A 19,701-nucleotide genomic window follows, 5' to 3' on the forward strand; every position below is an offset into this window, starting at 1 on the left:
GGGACGTGAAAGTGGCTAGACGGATAGGTGATGGTTGGATATTGGTGCGATCGCCTTTGGCGCTGCGCTGTGCGCGATCGCTCCTGAGCATACCCCTGGGTATTCTGTTGTTGTCACAGTCAATGGCAGCAACCGCTAGTAGCAAAAGCCTTTTAATCACTCAGCAGCCGACGACGACTTCACCCAACACGCAGAGTCCTGAGCAACAACAAGCTTATAAGCGAGGGCAGCAACTGTTGCAGCAAGCCCAAAAGCTGAGTGAGCAAGGCACAGGAGAAGCACGTCAACAGGCGATCGCCAAATACCAAGAAGCCCTCTCCATCTGGCGTCAGCTTGGTACTCGTTCGGAGGAAGCTTCGACACTGCTAGGTATTGGCACGCTCTACTCTTTTTTAAACGAAAACCAATCAAGTTTGGAGTATTACCAGCAGGCACTCGCCATCCGACGCGAACTCAAGGATCGGACTGGGGAAGCGATTATGCTGTTTTCCGTTGGCGGTGCTTACGCTAAGTTAGACCAGATTCCATTGGCACTGGACGCTTACAACCAAGCCTTGTCTCTGTTTCAAGCACAAAACGAACCCGCTTTAGCTGCCAACACGTTGGTGAGTCTGGGCGGAATTTACTTCAAATCGGGCGAAACTCAAAAGACTCTCGATGCCTACAATCAAGCACTGGTGATTCAGCGTGCTCAGAAGGATATGGCTGGACAGGCGGAAACGCTTCAGGCCATGGGCAGGGTTTATACTTCCTTAGGTGAGCCGAACAAGGCCATTGAATCTTACAACCAAGCCCTGGAAATCCAAAAAGGGGAACAGGATTTGACTGGGCAAGCCATGACGCTCACTCAAATCGGTATACTCTACACCTCATTAAACGAATCTCAGAAAGCTCTGGAATCTTATAACCAAGCCCTGCAACTCCAACAGACAGGACAAAGGAATGTGTCAGGGACGGCTTTAATATTGAGCCTGTCTCAGCAAGCTCTGATCCTGATGAGTATGGCTGGAACCTACGCTTCATCCAGCGACTATCCGCAGGCGTTGAATTATTATAATCAAGCGCGATCGCTCCTACAAAAGGCTGGTGATCGCTCTGGGGAAGCTGAAGTTCTCAACCAAATGAGTTTTGTTTACAGCCGAATGGGTGAGAATCAATCCAGCCTCAAGTCTCTGCAAGCTGCTCTCGTGCTACAGCGTGCCATTGGCAACCCATCCAGAGAAGCGTTTACCCTGAGTAATATTGCTGCTATTTATAATTCCTTGGGTGAGGCGCAGAAGGCGATTGACTTTTACAACCAAGCACTGGATATCCAGCGTCGAGGCAGTGAGCGCCCTCAACAAGCGCTCACGCTCAATAGTATCGCTGCCGTTTACAGCCTTTTGGGCGATTATCAGCTCAGTATCGACACTTACACTCAGGCACTAGAGATATTTAAGACTATTGGCGATCGCACCCAGATCGGCCAAACCCTAGATAATATCGGCAGTGCCTACCGACTTGCCAAAGATTATCCCAAGGCGCTGGAATTTTACAACCAAGAACTATCGATCTGGCGCGAACAAGGAGATTCTTTTCGAGAAATTGCGGCACTCACGAGTATTATCAGAACCTATGAAGCATTAGGCGATTATCCCAAGGGGCTTGACGCTGCCAATCAAGCACTGTCGATTTCCCGTAAACAACAAAGCAGCTTTGGAGAAGCCTCTGCCTTGGCGATGATGGGGCGCGTGTACCTGGCGGCAGGGGATTATGCCAAAGCCCTGGATGTTTCTACCCAGTCGCTGGCAGTATGGAAAAAACTGGGGATTCGTCCAGCAGAAGCCAACGTTTTAGGGAACATTGGCGACACTTACAAGGCATGGAAGCAGCCGCAAAAGGCGATCGAGACTTACACTGAAGAACTGGCATTGCGGCGGCAATTGGGCGATCGCACCGGGGAAGCGGAAACCCTCTACAATACAGCGGAGGCTGAGCGCGATCGCAACAATCTTAATGAAGCCCGGAATCAAATCGAAGGCGTAATTAAAATCGTTGAGGATATCCGCACCCAAGTCACCAGCCCAGAATTGCGTGACACCTACTTTGCTTCCATCCAGAAGTATTACCAGTTCTACATCGACATACTGATGCGGCTGCACAAACAGCAACCGGGCAAAGAATACAATGCCTTGGCTCTGCAAGCTTCTGAACGTGCTCGTGCCCGCAGTCTCTTGGAACTACTGACGGAAGCTCAAGCCGATATTCGCACTGGCGTTGAGCCAAAGCTGTTGGAAGTGGAACGCACCTTAAAGCAACAACTCGATGTTGCAGAAAAACACCGTCTTGAAGGATTGACGCGCAGCAACAGCAACGCTTCGGCACAAGCATTAGACCAGAAAATCACAGCACTCCTGGAGGAGTATCGGCAAATTCAGGCAAAAATTCGGGCTACCAGTCCGCGCTATGCCGCACTCACCCAGCCACAACCGCTTACTCTGGCAGAAATTCAGCAGCAGGTACTTGATGACGACACGATGCTGTTGCAATACTCATTAGGGGAAGAACGCAGCTATTTGTGGGCTGTCACTAAAACCAGCCTAACCAGTTATGAACTGCCCAAACGTGCAGAAATTGAAGCTGCCGCGCAGGAATTCTACAAACGGCTGAATTCACCTGCCTATGGCCTGAATTCACCCAGAGGGCTAACGGTTGAACCTCGTTCTGATTCACAACGTAGCGAAGTTGCTACCCAACTGAGTCAGATGCTATTACAACCCGTAGCGGGGCAGTTGGGAAATAAGCGCTTACTCATCGTGAGTGATGGGGCTTTACAGTATGTGCCGTTTGCCGCCTTGCCGACACCTGCAACATCGGGTAAGGATATAGTGCCCCTGCTGGTTCAGCATGAAATCGTCAACTTACCTTCAGCATCTACGTTAGCTGTTTTACGGAAAGAACAGAACGGACGGAAACCGGCTGCTAAAGCGATCGCCATTTTCGCCGATCCTGTGTTTAACCGAGATGATACGCGGTTGGCAGGAAGTATGGAACACCGTTCCACACCAGCATTGAACGACGGGAATCTCGACAGTCGAGCTTTAGCAAGAGCTGCCAGAGAATCTGATGTAGACTTCAACCGCTTGCCCTTCACCCGCCAAGAAGCAGAGCAAATTTTGGCACTAGTCTCTGCCAATTCCCGGCTGCAAGCCTTTGATTTTGCCGCCAATCTAGCAGCGGCAAGCAGTCCTGAACTTAGCCAATATCGGATTGTGCATTTTGCCACTCATGGCATCCTGAATAGTCAGCAACCTGAATTATCAGGAGTGGTGCTGTCGCTCGTGGATGAAAAGGGTAAGCCCCAGAATGGCTTTTTGCGACTTCATGATGTCTTTAACCTCAACTTGCCTGCCGAACTAATTGTCCTGAGTGCTTGTCAAACCGGACTCGGTGAGGAAGTTAAGGGAGAAGGATTGGTGGGCTTGACAAGAGGCTTTATGTATGCGGGCAGTCCGCGAGTTGTGGTGAGTTTGTGGAATGTGGATGATGAGGCTACATCGCAGTTGATGGTGAAATTTTACAAAAAAATGCTGCAAGACGGGCTGAAACCAGCAGCCGCTTTGAGAGCGGCACAGTTAGAAATGTGGCAACAGCAGCGTTGGCAAGCGCCATTTTACTGGGCGGCTTTTACCCTACAGGGCGAGTGGAGATAGGACATTCTACGGCTGGTACGGCTTCAGTTTATCTGGAGCTGCATAAGGCGCGGGGGTTGGAGAGATAAGTACTACTGGTTCATGACAAAAATTGACATTGGCAAGAGTAGAGGTGTGGGGTGGCAAAGCAAAGGGGTTGCAGCCGGAGTATAGGGAAATTGCTCTTTGGAATACCATTCGGCATTCTGTTGCTGTCATCGGTAGCGGCAACGGCGACGGCAAAAAGCGTTTCAATTGCCCAACAGCCAGCGACTTCCTTGCCAAATGCAACAACTACCGATAAGCAACAAGCTTACGAACGGGCACGGCAACTATTCGAGCAAGCACAGCAACTAGAGAAGCGAGGAACGGCAGAACAGAGGCAACAGGCACTTGCCAAATACGAAGAAGCACTCAAAATCTGGCAGCAATTGGCGGTTAATGAAGCACCTCCGTATGTGGCTGGCACTTTTGAAGCTACGACTCTTCTCAGCATGGGCACGATCTACTATGTCCAGAACGAGCTTCAGAAGGCGCTGGATTATTTGGAACGGGGGCTATCTGTCAGTCGCAAGTTGAAAAACCACCTTCAGGAATCGCTCGCTCGCACCTCTGCCGATAATTCTGGCTCCAACTCAGACGGCAAACAAAAACTGCTCGACTCGTATAAGCAAGCACTTGTAACCACCAACGTTGGGGAAGCTATCCTGCTCAATTCCCTCGGCAATACTTACTCCCGCTTGGGCGAAACGCAAAAAGCGCTCGAATCTTACAACCAAGCCCTGTCGCTGTTTCGAGCAGAGAAACGACCTTTGAATGAAGCTCTTACACTGAGCAACATCGGTAATCTCTACCTTAATTCGGGCAAGTCTCAAGAGGCACTCGATTCCTACAATCAAGCACTGGAGATCTAACGTGCCGAGAAGGATACCGCCGCACAAGCCCAGACACTCCAGGCTATCGGCTTAATCTACGATAACTTGGGCGAATCGCAACAGGCGCTTGCTGCTTACGAACAAGCATTGAAAATCCAACAGGAAAGGCAGGATTTGGCTGGGCAAGCGAATATTCTCAACAGCATTGGCTCGCTCTACTTCTCGTTGGGTCAGTATCAGGAGGCGCTTGACTCTTTTAACCAAGCGCTGGAACTCCAACAAGCAGCACAGGAAAATCTATCTGGAACAGAATCAGCCTTAAACCTTTCTCAGCAAGCTCTGATTCTCATGGGTATCGCTTCAACCTACACCTTTGGATTTAGCGATTATTCCAAAGCGCTGGACTCTTATAACCAAGCGCGATCGCTTTACCAAAAGGCGGGAAACCAATATGGCGAAGCGTCGCTTCTCCTCAACATCAGCTCTGTCTACAATCAATTGGGGGAAACGCAGAAAGCCCTCAACGTTTTAAATCAAGGACTCGTGATGTGGCGTGCCATTCCCGCTCCCGATAGGGAAGCTTTTACCCTCCGGAAAATCGCTGATATCTATCATTCAATGGGTCAGCCTCAGCAGGCGCTCGACGATTACAACCAAGCCCTAGATATCCAGCGTCGCGTGGACGATCGCACTCAAGAAGCCGTCACCCTCAACAGCATTGCTGAAGTCTACAAGTCCTTAGGGGATTATAAGCTTAGTATCGATACAAAGACCCAAGCACTAGAGATATTCAAAAGCATTGGCGATCGTACCCACCAAGCTGAAATCCTTGACGAGATTGGCATCCTCTACCAAGAAGTAAAAGAATATGAGAAGTCGCTGGAGTATCACAACCAAGCGCTGGCTCTGACGAGACAAAACGACGATTTCTCGCGGCAAGGCAGCATACTCGCCTCTATTGTTAGAGCGTATGAGTCATTGAAGGATTATCCCAAGGCGCTTGATGCCGCTAACCAAATCCTTGCACTGTCGCGCCAACAGAATAGCAGCTTTAGGGAAGCCATGTACTTCATTATGAGCGGCAGAGTGTATTCAGCATCGGGGGATTATCACAAAGCACTGGAATACACTAATAAGGCAGTGACTGGGTTCCAGAAGGTAGGGAATCGCCTAGCTGAAGCCAACGCCCTGTACAACCTGGGCAAGATCTACAATTCATTGAAGCAGTACGAAAAAGCGCTCTCAACCTACGATCGCGATCTAGCACTCAGGCGGATGTTGGGCGATCGCACAGGGGAAGCGCATACACTCTATAACGTAGCGATTACACAACGCGATAAGGGTAATCTCAACGAAGCCCGTACCCAAATCGAAGCAGCAATCAAAATCGTTGAGGATATACGCACCAGAGTCACCAGCCAACAACTGCGTACTTCCTACTTTGCCTCCGTGCAGAATTACTACCAGTTCTACATCGACGTGCTGATGCAGTTGCACAAAAAAGAGCCTTCTATTGGGTACGATGCTCTAGCACTACACGCCTCGGAACGCGCCCGCGCCCGGAGTCTTTTGGAACTCCTAACCGAGGCTAATGCTGATATTCGGCAAGGAGTCGAGCCAAAGCTCTTAGAACAAGAGCGCACCTTGCTTTCAAAACTCGATGCTGTGGAAAAACGCCGAATCGAGCTATTTAACGGACAATGGACTGACAAACAGGTAGAAGCGCTAGAAAAAGAGACGGCAGCACTGCTCACAGAGTATCGGCAAGTCCAGGAACAAATCCGTCGCACCAGTCCGCGCTATGCCGCACTGGCTCAGCCACAACCGCTTACCCTGGCAGAAATTCAGCAGCAGGTACTCGATAACGACACGATGCTGTTGGAATACTCTTTAGGGGAAGAACGCAGCTATCTCTGGGCAGTGACTAAAACAGGCATCACTAGCTACGAATTGCCGAAACGCGAGGAGATTGAAACTGCTGCCAAGGAATTTTATCAGTTACTCAACAACCGAGACTATCACTTGGGAACGCAGAAAGGGTTTGGGGTTGAAGGGCATCCAGGTTCCTCCGTCGATACCAACGAAGCCGCTACCAAGTTGAGTCAGATGCTCATCGCACCTGTGGCTGCACAATTGGGAAACAAGCGCTTACTTATTGTTAGTGATGGTGCGTTGCAGTATGTGCCGTTCGGTGCACTGCCAGTACCAGGAACGCTAGGGGTAGGGGCACGACATGTCGTGCCCTTACTGGTTAATCACGAAATCATCAACTTGCCCTCAGCCTCAACACTAGCCGTGTTGCGAAAGGAATTGAACGATCGCAAAAGTGCTGCTAAAGCGATCGCAGTTCTTGCCGATCCTGTCTTTGGTACAAACGATCCGCGTCTTAAGTCAAGTTCGGGACAGGGTTCTGGTACGCAACCGGAAAACAGTAATATCAACCGCCGAGCCTTGGAGCGATCGGCTACAACAGCTAATGTTAGCTTTAATCGTTTACCCTTTAGCCGACAGGAAGCTGAGCAGATTTTGGCGCTAGTCCCTACAACGGAGCGAATGCAGGCGTTTGACTTTGCCGCCAATCGTGCGATCGCAACCAACCCTGAACTGCAAAACTATCGCATTGTTCATTTGGCGACTCACGGCATCCTGAATAGTACGCAGCCAGAATTATCAGGAGTCGTGCTGTCGTTGGTGGATGAAAAAGGTACCCTGCAAAATGGTTTTTTACAACTGCGTGATATCTTCAACCTCAACCTGCCAGCGGAATTAGTTGTCCTGAGTGCTTGTGAAACCGGGCTGGGTAAGGAAGTCAGGGGAGAAGGATTGGTGGGCTTGACAAGAGGCTTTATGTATGCGGGTACTCCACGAGTGGTGGTGAGTTTGTGGAGTGTGAGCGATCGAGCCACATCGGAGCTGATGGTGAAATTTTACAAAAAAATGCTGCAAGATGGACTGAAACCAGCAGCCGCTTTGAGGGCAGCACAGATAGAAATGTGGCAACAAAAGCAATGGCAAGCCCCGTATTACTGGGCAGCTTTTACACTACAGGGCGAGTGGAGATAAGACATACTACTGCTGGTACGGCTTCAGTTGACCGCCATTAATGGGTTTAAAGCTCCTCCTATAAGCTCCGGCTTCTTCTAGTCAGTTTAGAATCTGGCTTGAACTCACATCTTGGCACCTGGAAATTTGAATATATATTCCGTTTAAACCTTAAAATTGGAATCATTCAATGAAATGATCGACTTCAGCTCATACGCGGATCGAGAAACCTTATCCCTTGCTCTGCCAACACCTCAATGATCTGAGTCTGGAAAACCTAATTCCTAAAGCGAAATCATGACTGATTGCATTGAACACGTCATTGAGCCACATATTCAAGATCTGGGCGGATTTCAAGCCCGTCGCCTTCTTCCCTCAGATGTTGTGACACTGGTAGGCCCGTTCATCTTTTTCGATCATCTCGGACCTGCGGTATTTCCACCAGGCAAGGGCGTTGATGTCAGACCCCATCCCCATATCAACCTGGCAACAGTTACCTACCTGTTTGAGGGAGTTTTGTTGCATCGCGATAGTGTGGGCAGTGTTCAGGAAATACATCCGGGTGCCGTGAACTGGATGACGGCAGGGCGAGGAATTGTTCACTCAGAACGGACACCTGAGCATGTGCGGACTCAAGAAGCCACCCTGCACGGAATCCAAACTTGGATAGCACTTCCTGATGAACATGAGGAAACAGACCCCTGGTTCCGGCATCATCCGGCAACTGATCTGCCGACTTGGGAAGATGCAGGAGTTTCATTTACACTGATTGCGGGAGAAGCGTATGGTCGTACTTCTCCAGTACAAACGTTTTCTCCCATGATTTATTTAGATGTGCAACTGTCTGCCGGAGCGCAGTTTACCTTACCAAGCAATTACACTGAGCAAGCGGTTTACAGCGTAACTGAAGGATTGCTTGTTAATGGTGTCCCTCTGGAGCAACATCGGTTAGCAGTTCTGACTCCAGGTACATCGATAGATATCTCTTGCGAACGCAATGCTCGCTGTATTGTGGTTGGAGGTGAATCTGTAGGTAAGCGCCATAAGTGGTGGAATTTGGTCTCCAGCCGCCTCGATCGCATTGAGCAAGCGAAGCAGGATTGGAGAGAGGGACGGTTTGAGCAGGTTCCTGATGAAACAGAATTCATTCCATTACCAGAAGAATCGAATCCCAAAGAAGGACAACCGCTATAGGTATAGGAGTATCCTTCCTACGGCTTGTGAGTTGTGAGAGAACCGAGGTTTATTTTTGTTCAGCTTCAACTGTGATCTGGCACCTGACCAGACAAAGCTCAAAGCTCAAAACCGTGGTGTTGTAACCAGGGTTGAAGTTGTTCAAAATTCTCGAATAATACCAGAACTAAAACTTGAGGAAATGGGAATAACCTCGTTGATCGTTTTTAATAAGTCGGTTGTTGTGTAGGGCTTCGCCAAAAAAGCTTGAGCGCCAGAGCTCGTGGATTGAGTCAGTCGAGTGCTGGATATAAGGCCACTAACCGCAATAATCTTGACCTGAGAATTGATTTTCTTCAAGGTGCGGATTGTCGTTGCTCCATCCATCAAGGGCATCATCATATCAACCAACACTAGGCTAATTTCATGCTGATGTTGGGCGTATAACGAGATCGCATCAATTCCATCATTTGCTGTAAGTACCCGATAGTTGTAAGTTTCCAACGAAGTTTTAGTCGTTTCACGAATCGCCGCTTCGTCATCCACCACTAAAATTAATTCCCCCTGTCCTTGTGAGAATTCACTATCTGAAATTTGGGGAATTTGGGTTGCCTCGCTTGCAGGTAAGTAAACAGAAATTTGTGTTCCTTCGTCTACCTTACTTGTCACCTCCAAAAATCCACCGTGGCTTTTCACAATAGACAGTACAGTTGAAAGTCCTAATCCCGTGCCTTTACCTAGCTCTTTTGTGGTGAAAAATGGCTCAAAGATTCGCTCCATAACTTCAGGAGGCATACCGATTCCCGTATCTTTAACGGTGAACACCACATAAGCTCCCACATGAGCATCAAGATTCATTCGCGCATAACTTTCATCGATGACAATATTGCCAGCACTTACACTCAAAGTGCCGCCTCTTGGCATAGCATCACGAGCATTAACACACAGATTAATTAAAACCTGATGTAGCTGTGTCGCATCTCCAGAAACTATCCATAGATCTTGCGAAATATCTGTATTAATTTCAAGGGATTTAGGAAATGTCTCGTTGACAATTTGCCGAATTTCTGAAATTAAATGTTTCAGTTGAATAGCTGTCCGCTGACCTTCGACACCCCGAGCAAATGATAAAACTTGCTTGACCAAAGCCGCCCCACGTTTAGCACTACTTTCAATAGTCTTTAGCAGCTCTGGCTTCTTTTTCTCCGAGAGTTGGGTCTGTGAAAGCAGTTGAGCCGACATCAGAATGGGTGCCAGCACATTGTTTAAGTCATGGGCGATGCCGCTAGCAAGAGTACCGATACTATCTAATCGTTGAGTACGAAGAAACTGGGCTTCAAGTTGTTTTCTTTCGGTAATATCAGTATTAACAACTAAGAAGGCTTTGGGTTTATCCTCCTCATCGTACATCAGCGTCCAGCGACTTTCGACAAGGATTTTTTTGCCATCTTTCCTAACTTGATGCAACTCACTCTGCCAATTGCCTTTCATCGCAACGGTTGAAAGAACGGCTGCCAGTTGAGGCGTTTTTTCTTCGTTCAACAGAGGTTGAGCCTTCTTGCCAAAGGCTTCTTCTGCCTGCCAGCCGTATAATCGACTCGCTCCTTGGTTCCAAAATAAGATTTGGTCTTGTAAATCTCGCACCAGAATAGCGTCGGTTGTGATGTCGAGCAGAGCCGCTTGGAAACGAATTTTCTCTTCAGCCTGTTTGCGTTCGGTGATATCAGTCTGAATACCAATAAAGTAAAGTAAATCGCCTTGCTCTGAGAAGACGGGCGAGATTTTCAACTCGTTCCAGAAAGGCTGACCATTTTTACGATAGTTCAGCAGCGTCGCTTTCACTTCTTGTCGTTGGGCGATCGCATTACGAATCGATCTCAGGGCTTCTGAGTCAGTCTCTGCACCCTGCAAGAAACGACAGTTGCGACCAAAAATCTCTTCGGGTTGATAGCCGGTAATCCGCGAAAAAGCTGGGTTTGAGTAAATAATCGGGTTGCCAGGTTGGTTTGGATCGGTGATCAAAACCCCATCAGAGACGGAGGCGATCGCACGGGCAAGTCGCAGATTCTCTACTGCTGCCTTCCGCAACTCCTGTTGATGATGCTGTCGCAGAGCGTTGGCTGCCAACTGTTCCGCCCAACTACGTTGTTCTAGCTTGGCTCTTTCCCAGTAGTTTTTGAAGAAGTCAGCCAAACCTGGCTCTTCTTTAACCAAAGCATCAAAATGAGCGATCGCTCGCTTGTCAGCTAAATAACTTACTTCCGGATGGGCTTCCATCCACATATGACAGCTTTTTACGTAAGCGATAAACGTCACTAAATGCTGGTAGTTTACACAACCCAACAGACGCCGCAACTCCCTACGGCAATGTTCAGCTTGGTCTCGTTCCTGGGCAATAAAAATTGAGCAATACAGTAAACTATTTTCTAGTGTTGAGTTCTCCTGTGGCCATAGTGTTAGGCCATTTAGCTGCGTCGCTAGCAAACTCAGGTGTTTATCAATATCTATTTGACTTGGGAGAGGCGATTCAAGTAGCTCCAACACCTCCCGTGCCTGCATTCCTAAGGAATACAAGGAACAACTGTGACAAATCATGCAATAAGGAACAACACAGAAGCGCGAGAGGTAAGCAGAAAGCTTTTCCTTAAATAGATCGGGTAGCGGATTATTGAGATAGGCATACATTGTCTGATGCCATAAATTTTCTAGCACCTGTGGAGTCTGTAGTGCCGGACTAAAGAAGGGTGGAAAAAAGCCCAGCTTTTCCGCAATTTCTGCCTTGATCTGTTCGCTTGTTCGCATAAATAACGTATTTGTACTGTTGTCTTAATGTCAACAGCGAGTACCAATTCCCGATTCTCAATAACTGTTAGGCTCAATCGTCGCTAAGTATCGCTAGCGCAGGGAGAGGCTGAATTTTCGTTGAACTTGCCTGGTGCTTTCGTGTTAACCGAGCAATAAGTTGGCAGTTTCAAGCAAGGGAGTACATCTACATTTGTAACTCGCTCAGCTCTGAGTCCAAAGTATTTGAAATTACAACACAACCTGCTCGAAAGCACTGAAGAATTTTCCTTTACCCTTTTATGTGTACCCATATCTACTACTTTAGACGTAAATTCTCAGGATGTGTGAAGTTTTTTCCGCTCTGAGGGGGTCAATCGTCCCATCTCTTGAGTTCGGTTTATGATTTGGGAGAGTTGCAATCTTCCATTGAAAGATACAATGATTTAAAATGTTACAAGCTTCAGATTTCAGCTTGATTTTGTGGGAAAATTAGACTCCTAGATTGTAAAATTTCCTAACTTCTAATCCCTATTTTATAAATAGCCGTCTTTTACTACTGTAGGGATTCAGTTTAGGGTTGAGGACTAATAGAGAAAATACTCAGTGACTTCCTCTAAACGGCACCAGAAAAGATGCTACTAGGTATTGATTTAGGTACCGGCTCTGCTAAAGCCTTGCTTTTGGATATAGATGGAACTGTAATTAATGAGGCATCGAGTTCTTATCCTGTCCAAGCACCGCATCCTGGATGGGCTGAGAGTAATCCCGTAGACTGGTGGTTAGCTGTTGCTGTAGCTGCCCGCAAGGTCGTAGAAGATCGAGAGCATCAAGTCAGAGCGATCGCACTTTCCGGACAGATGCATGGTGTCGTTTTGACGGATAGTTTGGGGAAACCGCTGCATTCGGCTATCCTCTGGGCAGATACTCGCTCAACGCAGATGCTGGAAGGTTATCACTCCCTTGATGTCAGTATCCGCAAGCGTTTGGGTAATCCCATTACAGTAGGAATGGCGGGTACAACTTTATTATGGCTGCGAGAACACCAGCCTCATATCTATGCAGAAGCGCGCTGGGTACTTCAGCCTAAAGATTGGTTGCGTTTACAACTAACCGGAGAAGTTGCCACAGAACCATCCGACGCTTCTGGTACCTTACTTTATGATGTCGTCTCAGATGATTGGGCTTGGGAAGCATTAGATGCGCTCAATCTACGGAATGATTGGCTACCAACTATTGTGCCATCAAGTGCGATCGCAGGTTTTTTGACAGCGACGGCTTCAGAACATCTTGGCTTACCCGTTAGTGTACCTGTAATCGCAGGTGCGGCGGATACGGCAGCAGCAGCGCTGGGCAATGGATTGGTAGAGCCTGGATTAGTACAGTTAACCATTGGTACGGCGGCTCAAATTATCACAATTCGCTCTCAACCTGTTCTCGATCCCCTGGGTTGTACCCATCTTTATCGGGCAGCCTTGCCGAACCAGTGGTACACTTTGGCAGCTATGCAAAATGCGGGGTTAGCGCTGGAGTGGGTACGAACTATTCTGGGCTTGAGTTGGCAGCAAGTCTATCAAGACGCGTTTACCATTCCCCCAGGATGTGAAGGATTGACCTTTTTGCCCTACCTTACAGGAGAACGAACACCCCACCTCGATCCTCATGTACGAGGTGCCTGGGTGGGATTGGGACTACATCATACCAGGGCGCATCTCATGCGTGCCGCATTGGAGGGGGTAGCGTTTTCCTTAAAGCAAGGAATGGAAGCCCTTGCGGCAACCAGTGTAACTGTGACAGAACTGCGCTTGGCAGGTGGGGGAACGTTAGAGAGGGATTGGCAACAGTTACTCGCTGATGTGTTGAGAGTTCCCCTGTACACCACGACGGTTGTAGCCGCTTCGGCACGAGGTGCTGCTTTACTGGCGGGGATTGGAATTGGGGTATATAAGGATGCGAAGGCAACAGTTAATTTAACACCGACGCCAACGCTGGCGGCAACTCCTAACTCAGATGAGTCAGCATTTTTAGAGGCTTGGAGGCGATATCAAAACCTATATCCGCAGCTCAAAAATAAGATTCACGAGTCCAGAGAGAACCGCTAACTACTAACCACCAACTTCTAGCTTTTGCCAAGCCAATTTTGCTGCCCCCACCATCCCCGCCTGATTGCCCAACTCAGCCACCAGTAACTCTAAACCTGCACGGGAACTTGGCAACACTCGTTGCTCAATTTCAGCTAAAGCCGCCGGAAAGAAAAACTCCGCACTCGCACTGACTCCACCGCCAATCACAATCGCTTCCGGAGTCAGAACATAGATCAGGCTAGCTAACCCAATTCCTAAGTCGCGTCCATAGTTTTGCCAAAATTCCAAAGCGGACTTATCACCCGCTTTCGCCATAAATCCAAGTTCGGCGGGTTCCTTTCCAGTGCGGCGTCGAATAGCCTGAACCGAGACATATTGCTCCAAAGAACCTTGATTCCCGCTATTACACATTGGGCCATCCGGGCTTAACGTAATTAACCCCAACTCCCCGGCAGCCCCCTGATGACCGGTAAAGAGTTTGCCATCTAAAATAATCGCACCGCCAACCCCCGTGCCTAACGTCAGCAAAATCAGATGGCAAAACCGCCGCCCCGCCCCTAACCAAGCTTCTCCCAAACCGGCACAGTTGGCATCATTAGCAATAACGGTAGGGCAACCTGTCTTGGCTTCTAACATATCCGCTAAAGGGACATCTTGCCAGCCTGACAGATTAATCGCGACTCTGGCAATCCGACCGGCTGCATCAGTAGGGCCAGGTGTACCCACACCAATCGCTGCAATACTTGGGGGATTAGCATTAAGTTGGGTAATAGCTTGGGTTATTGCCTCCACAACCGCCGTTGGTGTTGCGGGTTGAGGGGTTGCCACAGTTACAGACTGTAAGCAATTCCCCTCTTTGTGAAATCGTCCCAGCTTGATTGCAGTTCCCCCTAAATCGATGCCAATGACCTCGGACTCACTCCATTTCTCTATAAGACCATCCCTATCTATACCCATATCGCAACCCGTGAAAGCTTAATCTGGTTTTACCATAGAGTAGCTGTTGCTCTTTATGGTTCCTCTACCCCATGTCGCGACTATGATGAGCGCATAATTCAGCGACTTGTCCTCAATTGATATATCGATTCTATGACTGAGGGCTGACGAAATTGCTCCAAAGTTGACCAATCATAATTAAACTCGCTGTTGATATCCCAGCTTAAAACATGAAGACCATTCCAAAATGTCCAATGACCATCTTGTGCAGTTTGTATATCCAATAGCAAATGACATTGAGGATGAGTTGCCATAAAATCCCAGTTAGCTTGCTTCACAGGAAGCCAGTTACTATCATCTACAATAATTAAGGCTTGGTCAGCCAGAAAAGGTTTAACTAAAAGCAGCCCTAAAAGTTGAGATCGGTAATCATGAGCTCCATCATAAAAATAGACACCGATCTTATCTGCGGTCTGCATTGTTCTCAGAGCAACAAAAAACTCTTCAAAACTTTGATTACAAAAACATACCTGTTCTTTTAAATTAAATTTTGTCAAATTTTCGATTAATTTTTCTATGTTTTCGCCCGAAGTGTCGAACTCAGAGAAATTATCTACAGCATAGGCCATTTGGTTAGGATGATCCAGGAGTGCACCGATTAAAGTTGAACCCTGAAAACAACCCACTTCACAGTAAATTTCATCAGGTTCCAGGCAGTCTACAGCAAAGTTTAAGAGCTGCATTACATTAGCTGTAGTCATTCCCTTAAGTTGCTGTAGTACTTGAGCAAACCGATGAGATTTGGGAGAAACTGAGATTTGATTCCAGTTTTCATATAAATCGGGGAGCTGTTGAATAAATTTCTGATAGTGCATGTGTTTATTGACCAACAATTTTATTTTCTATAGCTGTAGTAGCTGACTGAACTTCCTGAACTACGCGACGGTAAAATGCTTCAAGCGCTTCTACACAAGTTTTATCGTCATATAGATTACCGTGGTGTTCTATCATTCGCTGGACGAGACTCTCTCGCCACGTAGAATCAAGACCTAACCTGACCGCAATATCTATATACTCCGCTTCAGTTTTAGCAATCGTTTCTGTTACTCCTAACTGTCTTAAAATACCGTAAGAATGACGGCCCCGCATAAACTCACCGGGACAAGTAACAATGGGCAAATTACATGCGATCGCTTCCAATGTCGTATTACCACCCGACCAACTTAATGTATCTAAATAAATATCTGAAACTAAGTTCAGACTGGCATACCCAACCCAATCTTGGCGCGGTACTATGACGCAGTAGTCATCACTGTTCAGGCTAAAACGAGCAAATGCCTGCTTGAGACGTTTCCTAAATTTTTCCGTAATCGGCAAACTCAAGTGATGAGAAAGGAAGGCAAATTGAGCTTGAGGAACCTGTTGCGCGATCGCTGGAAAAATATAATCATATTGCGGTAGATATTTAAACAGAGATTGGCAAGATAAATACACAGTTGTATCATCTCGCAACTGAAAGTCTGAACGTGATTTGGTTACTTCAGGAAGATTTGGTTTTTCATAACAAATTCCGATGTTGGGCAAACAAACCAACCTTTCGGAATAATGTTCTTGTGCATTATTTGGCTCCATCAAATCACTGGATATGTAGTAATCAATTGTGGGTAAACCCGTAGTTATCGGATGTCCCCAGGAGACACATTGAATAGCAGCGAGACGTAATCCAGCGATTTGATTGGTATTGGTATCCATCCCGATATCGGGGAAAACCAGTATATGCAATTGATCAGCTACTATTTTTTGACAGACAGCGTCCAAATCATCGGGTAAATGATGGAAAGCATGGCTGTAAAGTTGAAATTTTCGAGTCATTTGATCGACTTTACGTCCCGTGTAGTAACAATGAACTTCAAAATCCTGTTGGTTATGATGTTTAACCCAGCCAAACATCAACTTACCGACTGTCTGATTTTTAAAGTTATTGGATATATAACCAACGCGAATCTTCTCTCCTTCATTGATGGGTAACAACGGCAGCGATTTTGACCAACTTGGATAGTTAGCCGCCATAACTCGATGAACAAATTCTCCATATTGCCTTTGTAGATTTAAATCATTTTTCCCTTGATACTGTAAGTAAAAATTTGTTCTAGAACTGATGCCCATTAAAGCATTGTTTATCTCTTCTGGGGTATCTAATCTTGTCTGCTGCACTAGGGCTGATAGACCTTGAGTGAATCGTTGTCTGTAAATCTCAATTTCTTCAGGATTTTCATAAATAATCGGAAGCATTAACTGCTGATAAATCTGCAAAGTTAAATTATCAGGTAACTCTTGTAATGCTTCTGTTAAAACAGCGATTGATTTTTCCGTATCCCCAAAATCTTGAAAACCCAGTCCTAAGTTTAAGTAAAGCCAGCCTGCTTTGGGATACAGCCTAATTGCTTCTCGGTAAATATTTATTGCTTCTGTATAGTGATTAAGAGCTTTATAACAATCCGCAAGAGCTACATAAAAAGCCACGTCTCCTGTTTTAGTCTCTAGAAATTTTTGATAATAATTAATCGCTTGTTTGTAGTTTCCTTGACGATAAAAAGAATATCCAAAGTAGCTGTATGCCTCAGCTTGGTCATTTTTTGCCTCAAATGCTACCCCCAAGTTATGAAGGATATCAGGGTCACGAGGTTTTAAGGAAAGCGCTTTTTCATAAGCTTCTATGGCTTCCTCAACGTGATGTTTAGCCATCAAGATGTTCCCTAGGTTAATATAGCCAGCGCAATGATCGGGACAGGCTGAAAGGACTTGACGGTACATGGATTCTGCCTGCTCTAACTCTCCAGATTCAAACCAAATATTTCCTAAGCTGTTATAAGCAGAAATCCATTGTGGATCGATCACGAGCGATTCTTGATACGCTCGAATCGCTTGGGGAAGAGCACCAATTTTTTCCAGTACCACGCCTAGATCATAGTGCCAGATTGCTTTTGATGAATCTAGCTCTAAAGCCCTGAGTAAAGACTCCAAAGCATCTTGATAGCGTTGAGTTTGGTAATAGATCTTACCAAGGTTGTACCAAGCCTCTGCTTGGCTCATATCACAGCTTAATATTTGTTTATATTTCTGTTCGGCTTTTTCAGGCTTTCCTGAAAAGTACAGTTCGATCGCTTCTCTATACCAGCTATCTACTACCTTTTGGCGGGAATTAATATGAAGTTGAGAAATGGAACTAATCAAAGCGGGCTTTCGGAATTCCTGAAAGCTTGACCAATCCATTGTATGATTGGCATTGACATCCCAGCTAATCACTTGCAAACCATTCCAACCTATAGAAGTATTACTTTGATCTTTTGAGAAATCCAGCACTAATCGGCTTTGAGGATGAGAGGCTATAAAGTCCAGACTTGCCTGATAACAGGCTTCCCAATGACACTGACTTAAAACAATAATAGATTGGCTTGCCAGGAAGGGCTTAACTAAAAGAAGCCCCATTAAACGGGAGCGGTAATCTTGTGCCCCATTATAAAAATACAATCCAATTTTCTCTTCAATCTTGCTGGACTTAAATTCAAAAAAGAAGTCTTCAACTTCCTGATTGCAAAATATAACTTGCTCTTCTAGATCAAAATTATATATATTCTCTATTAATTTATCAAAGCTATCTTCCAAGGAATTAAAATGCGAAAAAGTATCAACAGCATAAGCCATGCGCTCTGGATGTTCGAGCAAAGCTCCAATTAAACTGGCTCCCTGAAAGCAGCCTACTTCACAGTAGACTTCCTTGGCTTCCAGGCACCCCACTGCGAAGTTAAGTAACTGCATTACGTTAGCTGAAGTAATCCCCTTAACTTGCTTTATTATAGGTTCAAATTGATTCGATTTTGGATATACTGAATCTTTACCCCAGTTATCATAAAAGTTGGCAAGTTGCTCGATAAATCTTTGATATTTCATGCTAAACAAGCAAAATTATTAGTAATTAAATTATAATACGGACTAAAAGTTAAAATTTATCGTCATCACCTATACTAAGTCAGATGAAGGTTTGAAGTGCCTTAACTAATGTCGCTGACTCAGCTTCTTTTTTTTTAAACTGCCGTATATGTATTTTCCTAATTTAGATTTTTTAAACTTTTTTAGGCTTTATTTGATAGAATAAAATTGTAATGTAATGCTAAATTTAAATTATTTTCAACTGACTTTTGCATAGCTTCAGCCAATATATCTAAATAATCTGTCTGTATCGTAAAATCTTTATCGTGTTGAATTAACTTGATCTCAAGAGAATTATTCCAAATAAAATAGGTGTTCCAATAAAGGGGACCGGAATTGAGAATTTCCACCATATTATCTTCTTCATCGCCGAAGTGAAGATGCTCGATCACTGGATATTTGGGAAGAAAGGTTAATACGTCTTCATCACTCCAAACAAGATACCGATGATGAATGTAGCCCCGCCAAGGAGGTGAACCAGCATCCACACCGCGACAAGTTTCGGCAACGGGTGAGGGAGTCTCAATATACCCAGCCTTGGCAACTCGTGACATCTCTTTGCACAGCCAGAATGGATTGTATAAATCTTCAAGAGTATGCCGACAATAGATAAAATCTACACATTTGTCCTCATAGGGTAGCGGATCGTTGTTGATATCCAGGCAATGAATAGTCTTGCCAGCCAAGCTTGGTGAAGTCTGCCAATCTACAAATTCAGTTGCCAAGGCAAAAGGAATGTGTCCAGGGCCAATTTCCACTACCAACGAGCTTTCGGATGCAATGGAAGCCATCACTTGCTGCATGGGTGAGTAAGGTATCCAATGATGCTTTTTTATTTGGCGTCTATTGTGCATTGTTTAACTAAAATTTGAGTTTTTTAGTTACCTAGAAAAATCCAATTATCCGCTATAATTCTCAATTGTAATATCGAAATTTCTAAAAACAACAAACGACTGATATCCTGTATCTATGAGCATGTGTTGAAAAATCCCCTCATCAATAAGTTCATCAATGACTTTTTTAACAGGGAAATTATTTCGTCCTTCATTGTCATACCAACCGAAATAATCATGTAAAATAAAATAGCCTCCTGGTCGTAAGTTCCAAGGCTGGTTTTTTGGAAGAAATTCAGTCTGCATGTGTTGTTCC

Annotated in this window: 11 protein-coding genes; 5 read left to right on the forward strand and 6 right to left on the reverse strand. The window is 45.9% G+C overall.

Annotated features, from left to right (window positions below):
- The first annotated feature begins 11 nt into the window (after positions 1–11).
- From NDI48_01865 to NDI48_01880, 4 genes are all read left to right on the forward strand, one after another.
- Positions 12–3,692, forward strand: a complete 3,681-nt coding sequence (locus NDI48_01865) for a tetratricopeptide repeat protein (GenBank protein MEP0829947.1) — start codon at positions 12–14, stop codon at positions 3,690–3,692.
- A 119-nt stretch (positions 3,693–3,811) separates the two neighbouring features.
- Positions 3,812–4,585 carry a tetratricopeptide repeat protein gene (locus NDI48_01870; protein ID MEP0829948.1) on the forward strand — a complete coding sequence of 258 codons (774 nt, stop codon included), beginning with the start codon at positions 3,812–3,814 and terminating at the stop codon, positions 4,583–4,585.
- A gap of 66 nt (positions 4,586–4,651) precedes the next feature.
- Positions 4,652–7,609 carry a CHAT domain-containing protein gene (locus NDI48_01875; protein ID MEP0829949.1) on the forward strand — a complete coding sequence of 986 codons (2,958 nt, stop codon included), beginning with the start codon at positions 4,652–4,654 and terminating at the stop codon, positions 7,607–7,609.
- A 276-nt stretch (positions 7,610–7,885) separates the two neighbouring features.
- Entirely contained in the window at positions 7,886–8,782 is an 897-nt protein-coding gene (locus NDI48_01880) for a pirin family protein (protein MEP0829950.1), read from the forward strand.
- Positions 8,783–8,923: 141 nt separating this feature from the next.
- Here the strand turns inward: NDI48_01880 and NDI48_01885 are convergent, their stop codons facing one another.
- Complete coding sequence (locus NDI48_01885; GenBank protein MEP0829951.1) at positions 8,924–11,563, reverse strand: PAS domain S-box protein; 2,640 nt, start codon at positions 11,561–11,563, stop codon at positions 8,924–8,926.
- 614 nt (positions 11,564–12,177) lie between these two features.
- Here NDI48_01885 and xylB point away from each other — a divergent pair.
- A complete protein-coding gene (gene xylB, locus NDI48_01890) occupies positions 12,178–13,644 on the forward strand; it encodes a xylulokinase (GenBank protein MEP0829952.1) in 1,467 nt (488 codons plus the stop codon).
- 3 nt (positions 13,645–13,647) lie between these two features.
- Here the strand turns inward: xylB and NDI48_01895 are convergent, their stop codons facing one another.
- From NDI48_01895 to NDI48_01915, 5 genes are all read right to left on the reverse strand, one after another.
- Positions 13,648–14,583, reverse strand: coding sequence for an ROK family protein (locus NDI48_01895; GenBank protein ID MEP0829953.1), 936 nt, complete (start codon positions 14,581–14,583; stop codon positions 13,648–13,650).
- A 98-nt stretch (positions 14,584–14,681) separates the two neighbouring features.
- Complete coding sequence (locus NDI48_01900) at positions 14,682–15,437, reverse strand: class I SAM-dependent methyltransferase (GenBank protein MEP0829954.1); 756 nt, start codon at positions 15,435–15,437, stop codon at positions 14,682–14,684.
- 4 nt (positions 15,438–15,441) lie between these two features.
- On the reverse strand, positions 15,442–18,513 hold the full coding sequence (locus tag NDI48_01905) for a tetratricopeptide repeat protein (protein ID MEP0829955.1): 3,072 nt from the start codon (positions 18,511–18,513) through the stop codon (positions 15,442–15,444).
- Between the two features lie 182 nt (positions 18,514–18,695).
- Positions 18,696–19,406 carry a class I SAM-dependent methyltransferase gene (locus tag NDI48_01910; GenBank protein MEP0829956.1) on the reverse strand — a complete coding sequence of 237 codons (711 nt, stop codon included), beginning with the start codon at positions 19,404–19,406 and terminating at the stop codon, positions 18,696–18,698.
- Between the two features lie 45 nt (positions 19,407–19,451).
- Positions 19,452–19,691, reverse strand: a complete 240-nt coding sequence (locus NDI48_01915; protein MEP0829957.1) for a hypothetical protein — start codon at positions 19,689–19,691, stop codon at positions 19,452–19,454.
- Positions 19,692–19,701: the final 10 nt, after the last annotated feature.

The sequence above is a fragment of the Microcoleus sp. AS-A8 genome, assembly GCA_039962225.1.
Classification (GTDB): Bacteria; Cyanobacteriota; Cyanobacteriia; order Cyanobacteriales; family Coleofasciculaceae; genus Allocoleopsis.

Bases quoted from the DNA above. Each gene is read 5' to 3' on its own strand.
- xylB (MEP0829952.1), top strand. From the start codon at position 12,178: ATGCTACTAGGTATTGATTTAGGTACCGGCTCTGCTAAAGCCTTGCTT.
- NDI48_01895 (MEP0829953.1), bottom strand. From the start codon at position 14,583: ATGGGTATAGATAGGGATGGTCTTATAGAGAAATGGAGTGAGTCCGAG.
- NDI48_01880 (MEP0829950.1), top strand. From the start codon at position 7,886: ATGACTGATTGCATTGAACACGTCATTGAGCCACATATTCAAGATCTG.
- NDI48_01915 (MEP0829957.1), bottom strand. From the start codon at position 19,691: ATGCAGACTGAATTTCTTCCAAAAAACCAGCCTTGGAACTTACGACCA.
- NDI48_01885 (MEP0829951.1), bottom strand. From the start codon at position 11,563: ATGCGAACAAGCGAACAGATCAAGGCAGAAATTGCGGAAAAGCTGGGC.
- NDI48_01900 (MEP0829954.1), bottom strand. From the start codon at position 15,437: ATGCACTATCAGAAATTTATTCAACAGCTCCCCGATTTATATGAAAAC.
- NDI48_01910 (MEP0829956.1), bottom strand. From the start codon at position 19,406: ATGCACAATAGACGCCAAATAAAAAAGCATCATTGGATACCTTACTCA.
- NDI48_01905 (MEP0829955.1), bottom strand. From the start codon at position 18,513: ATGAAATATCAAAGATTTATCGAGCAACTTGCCAACTTTTATGATAAC.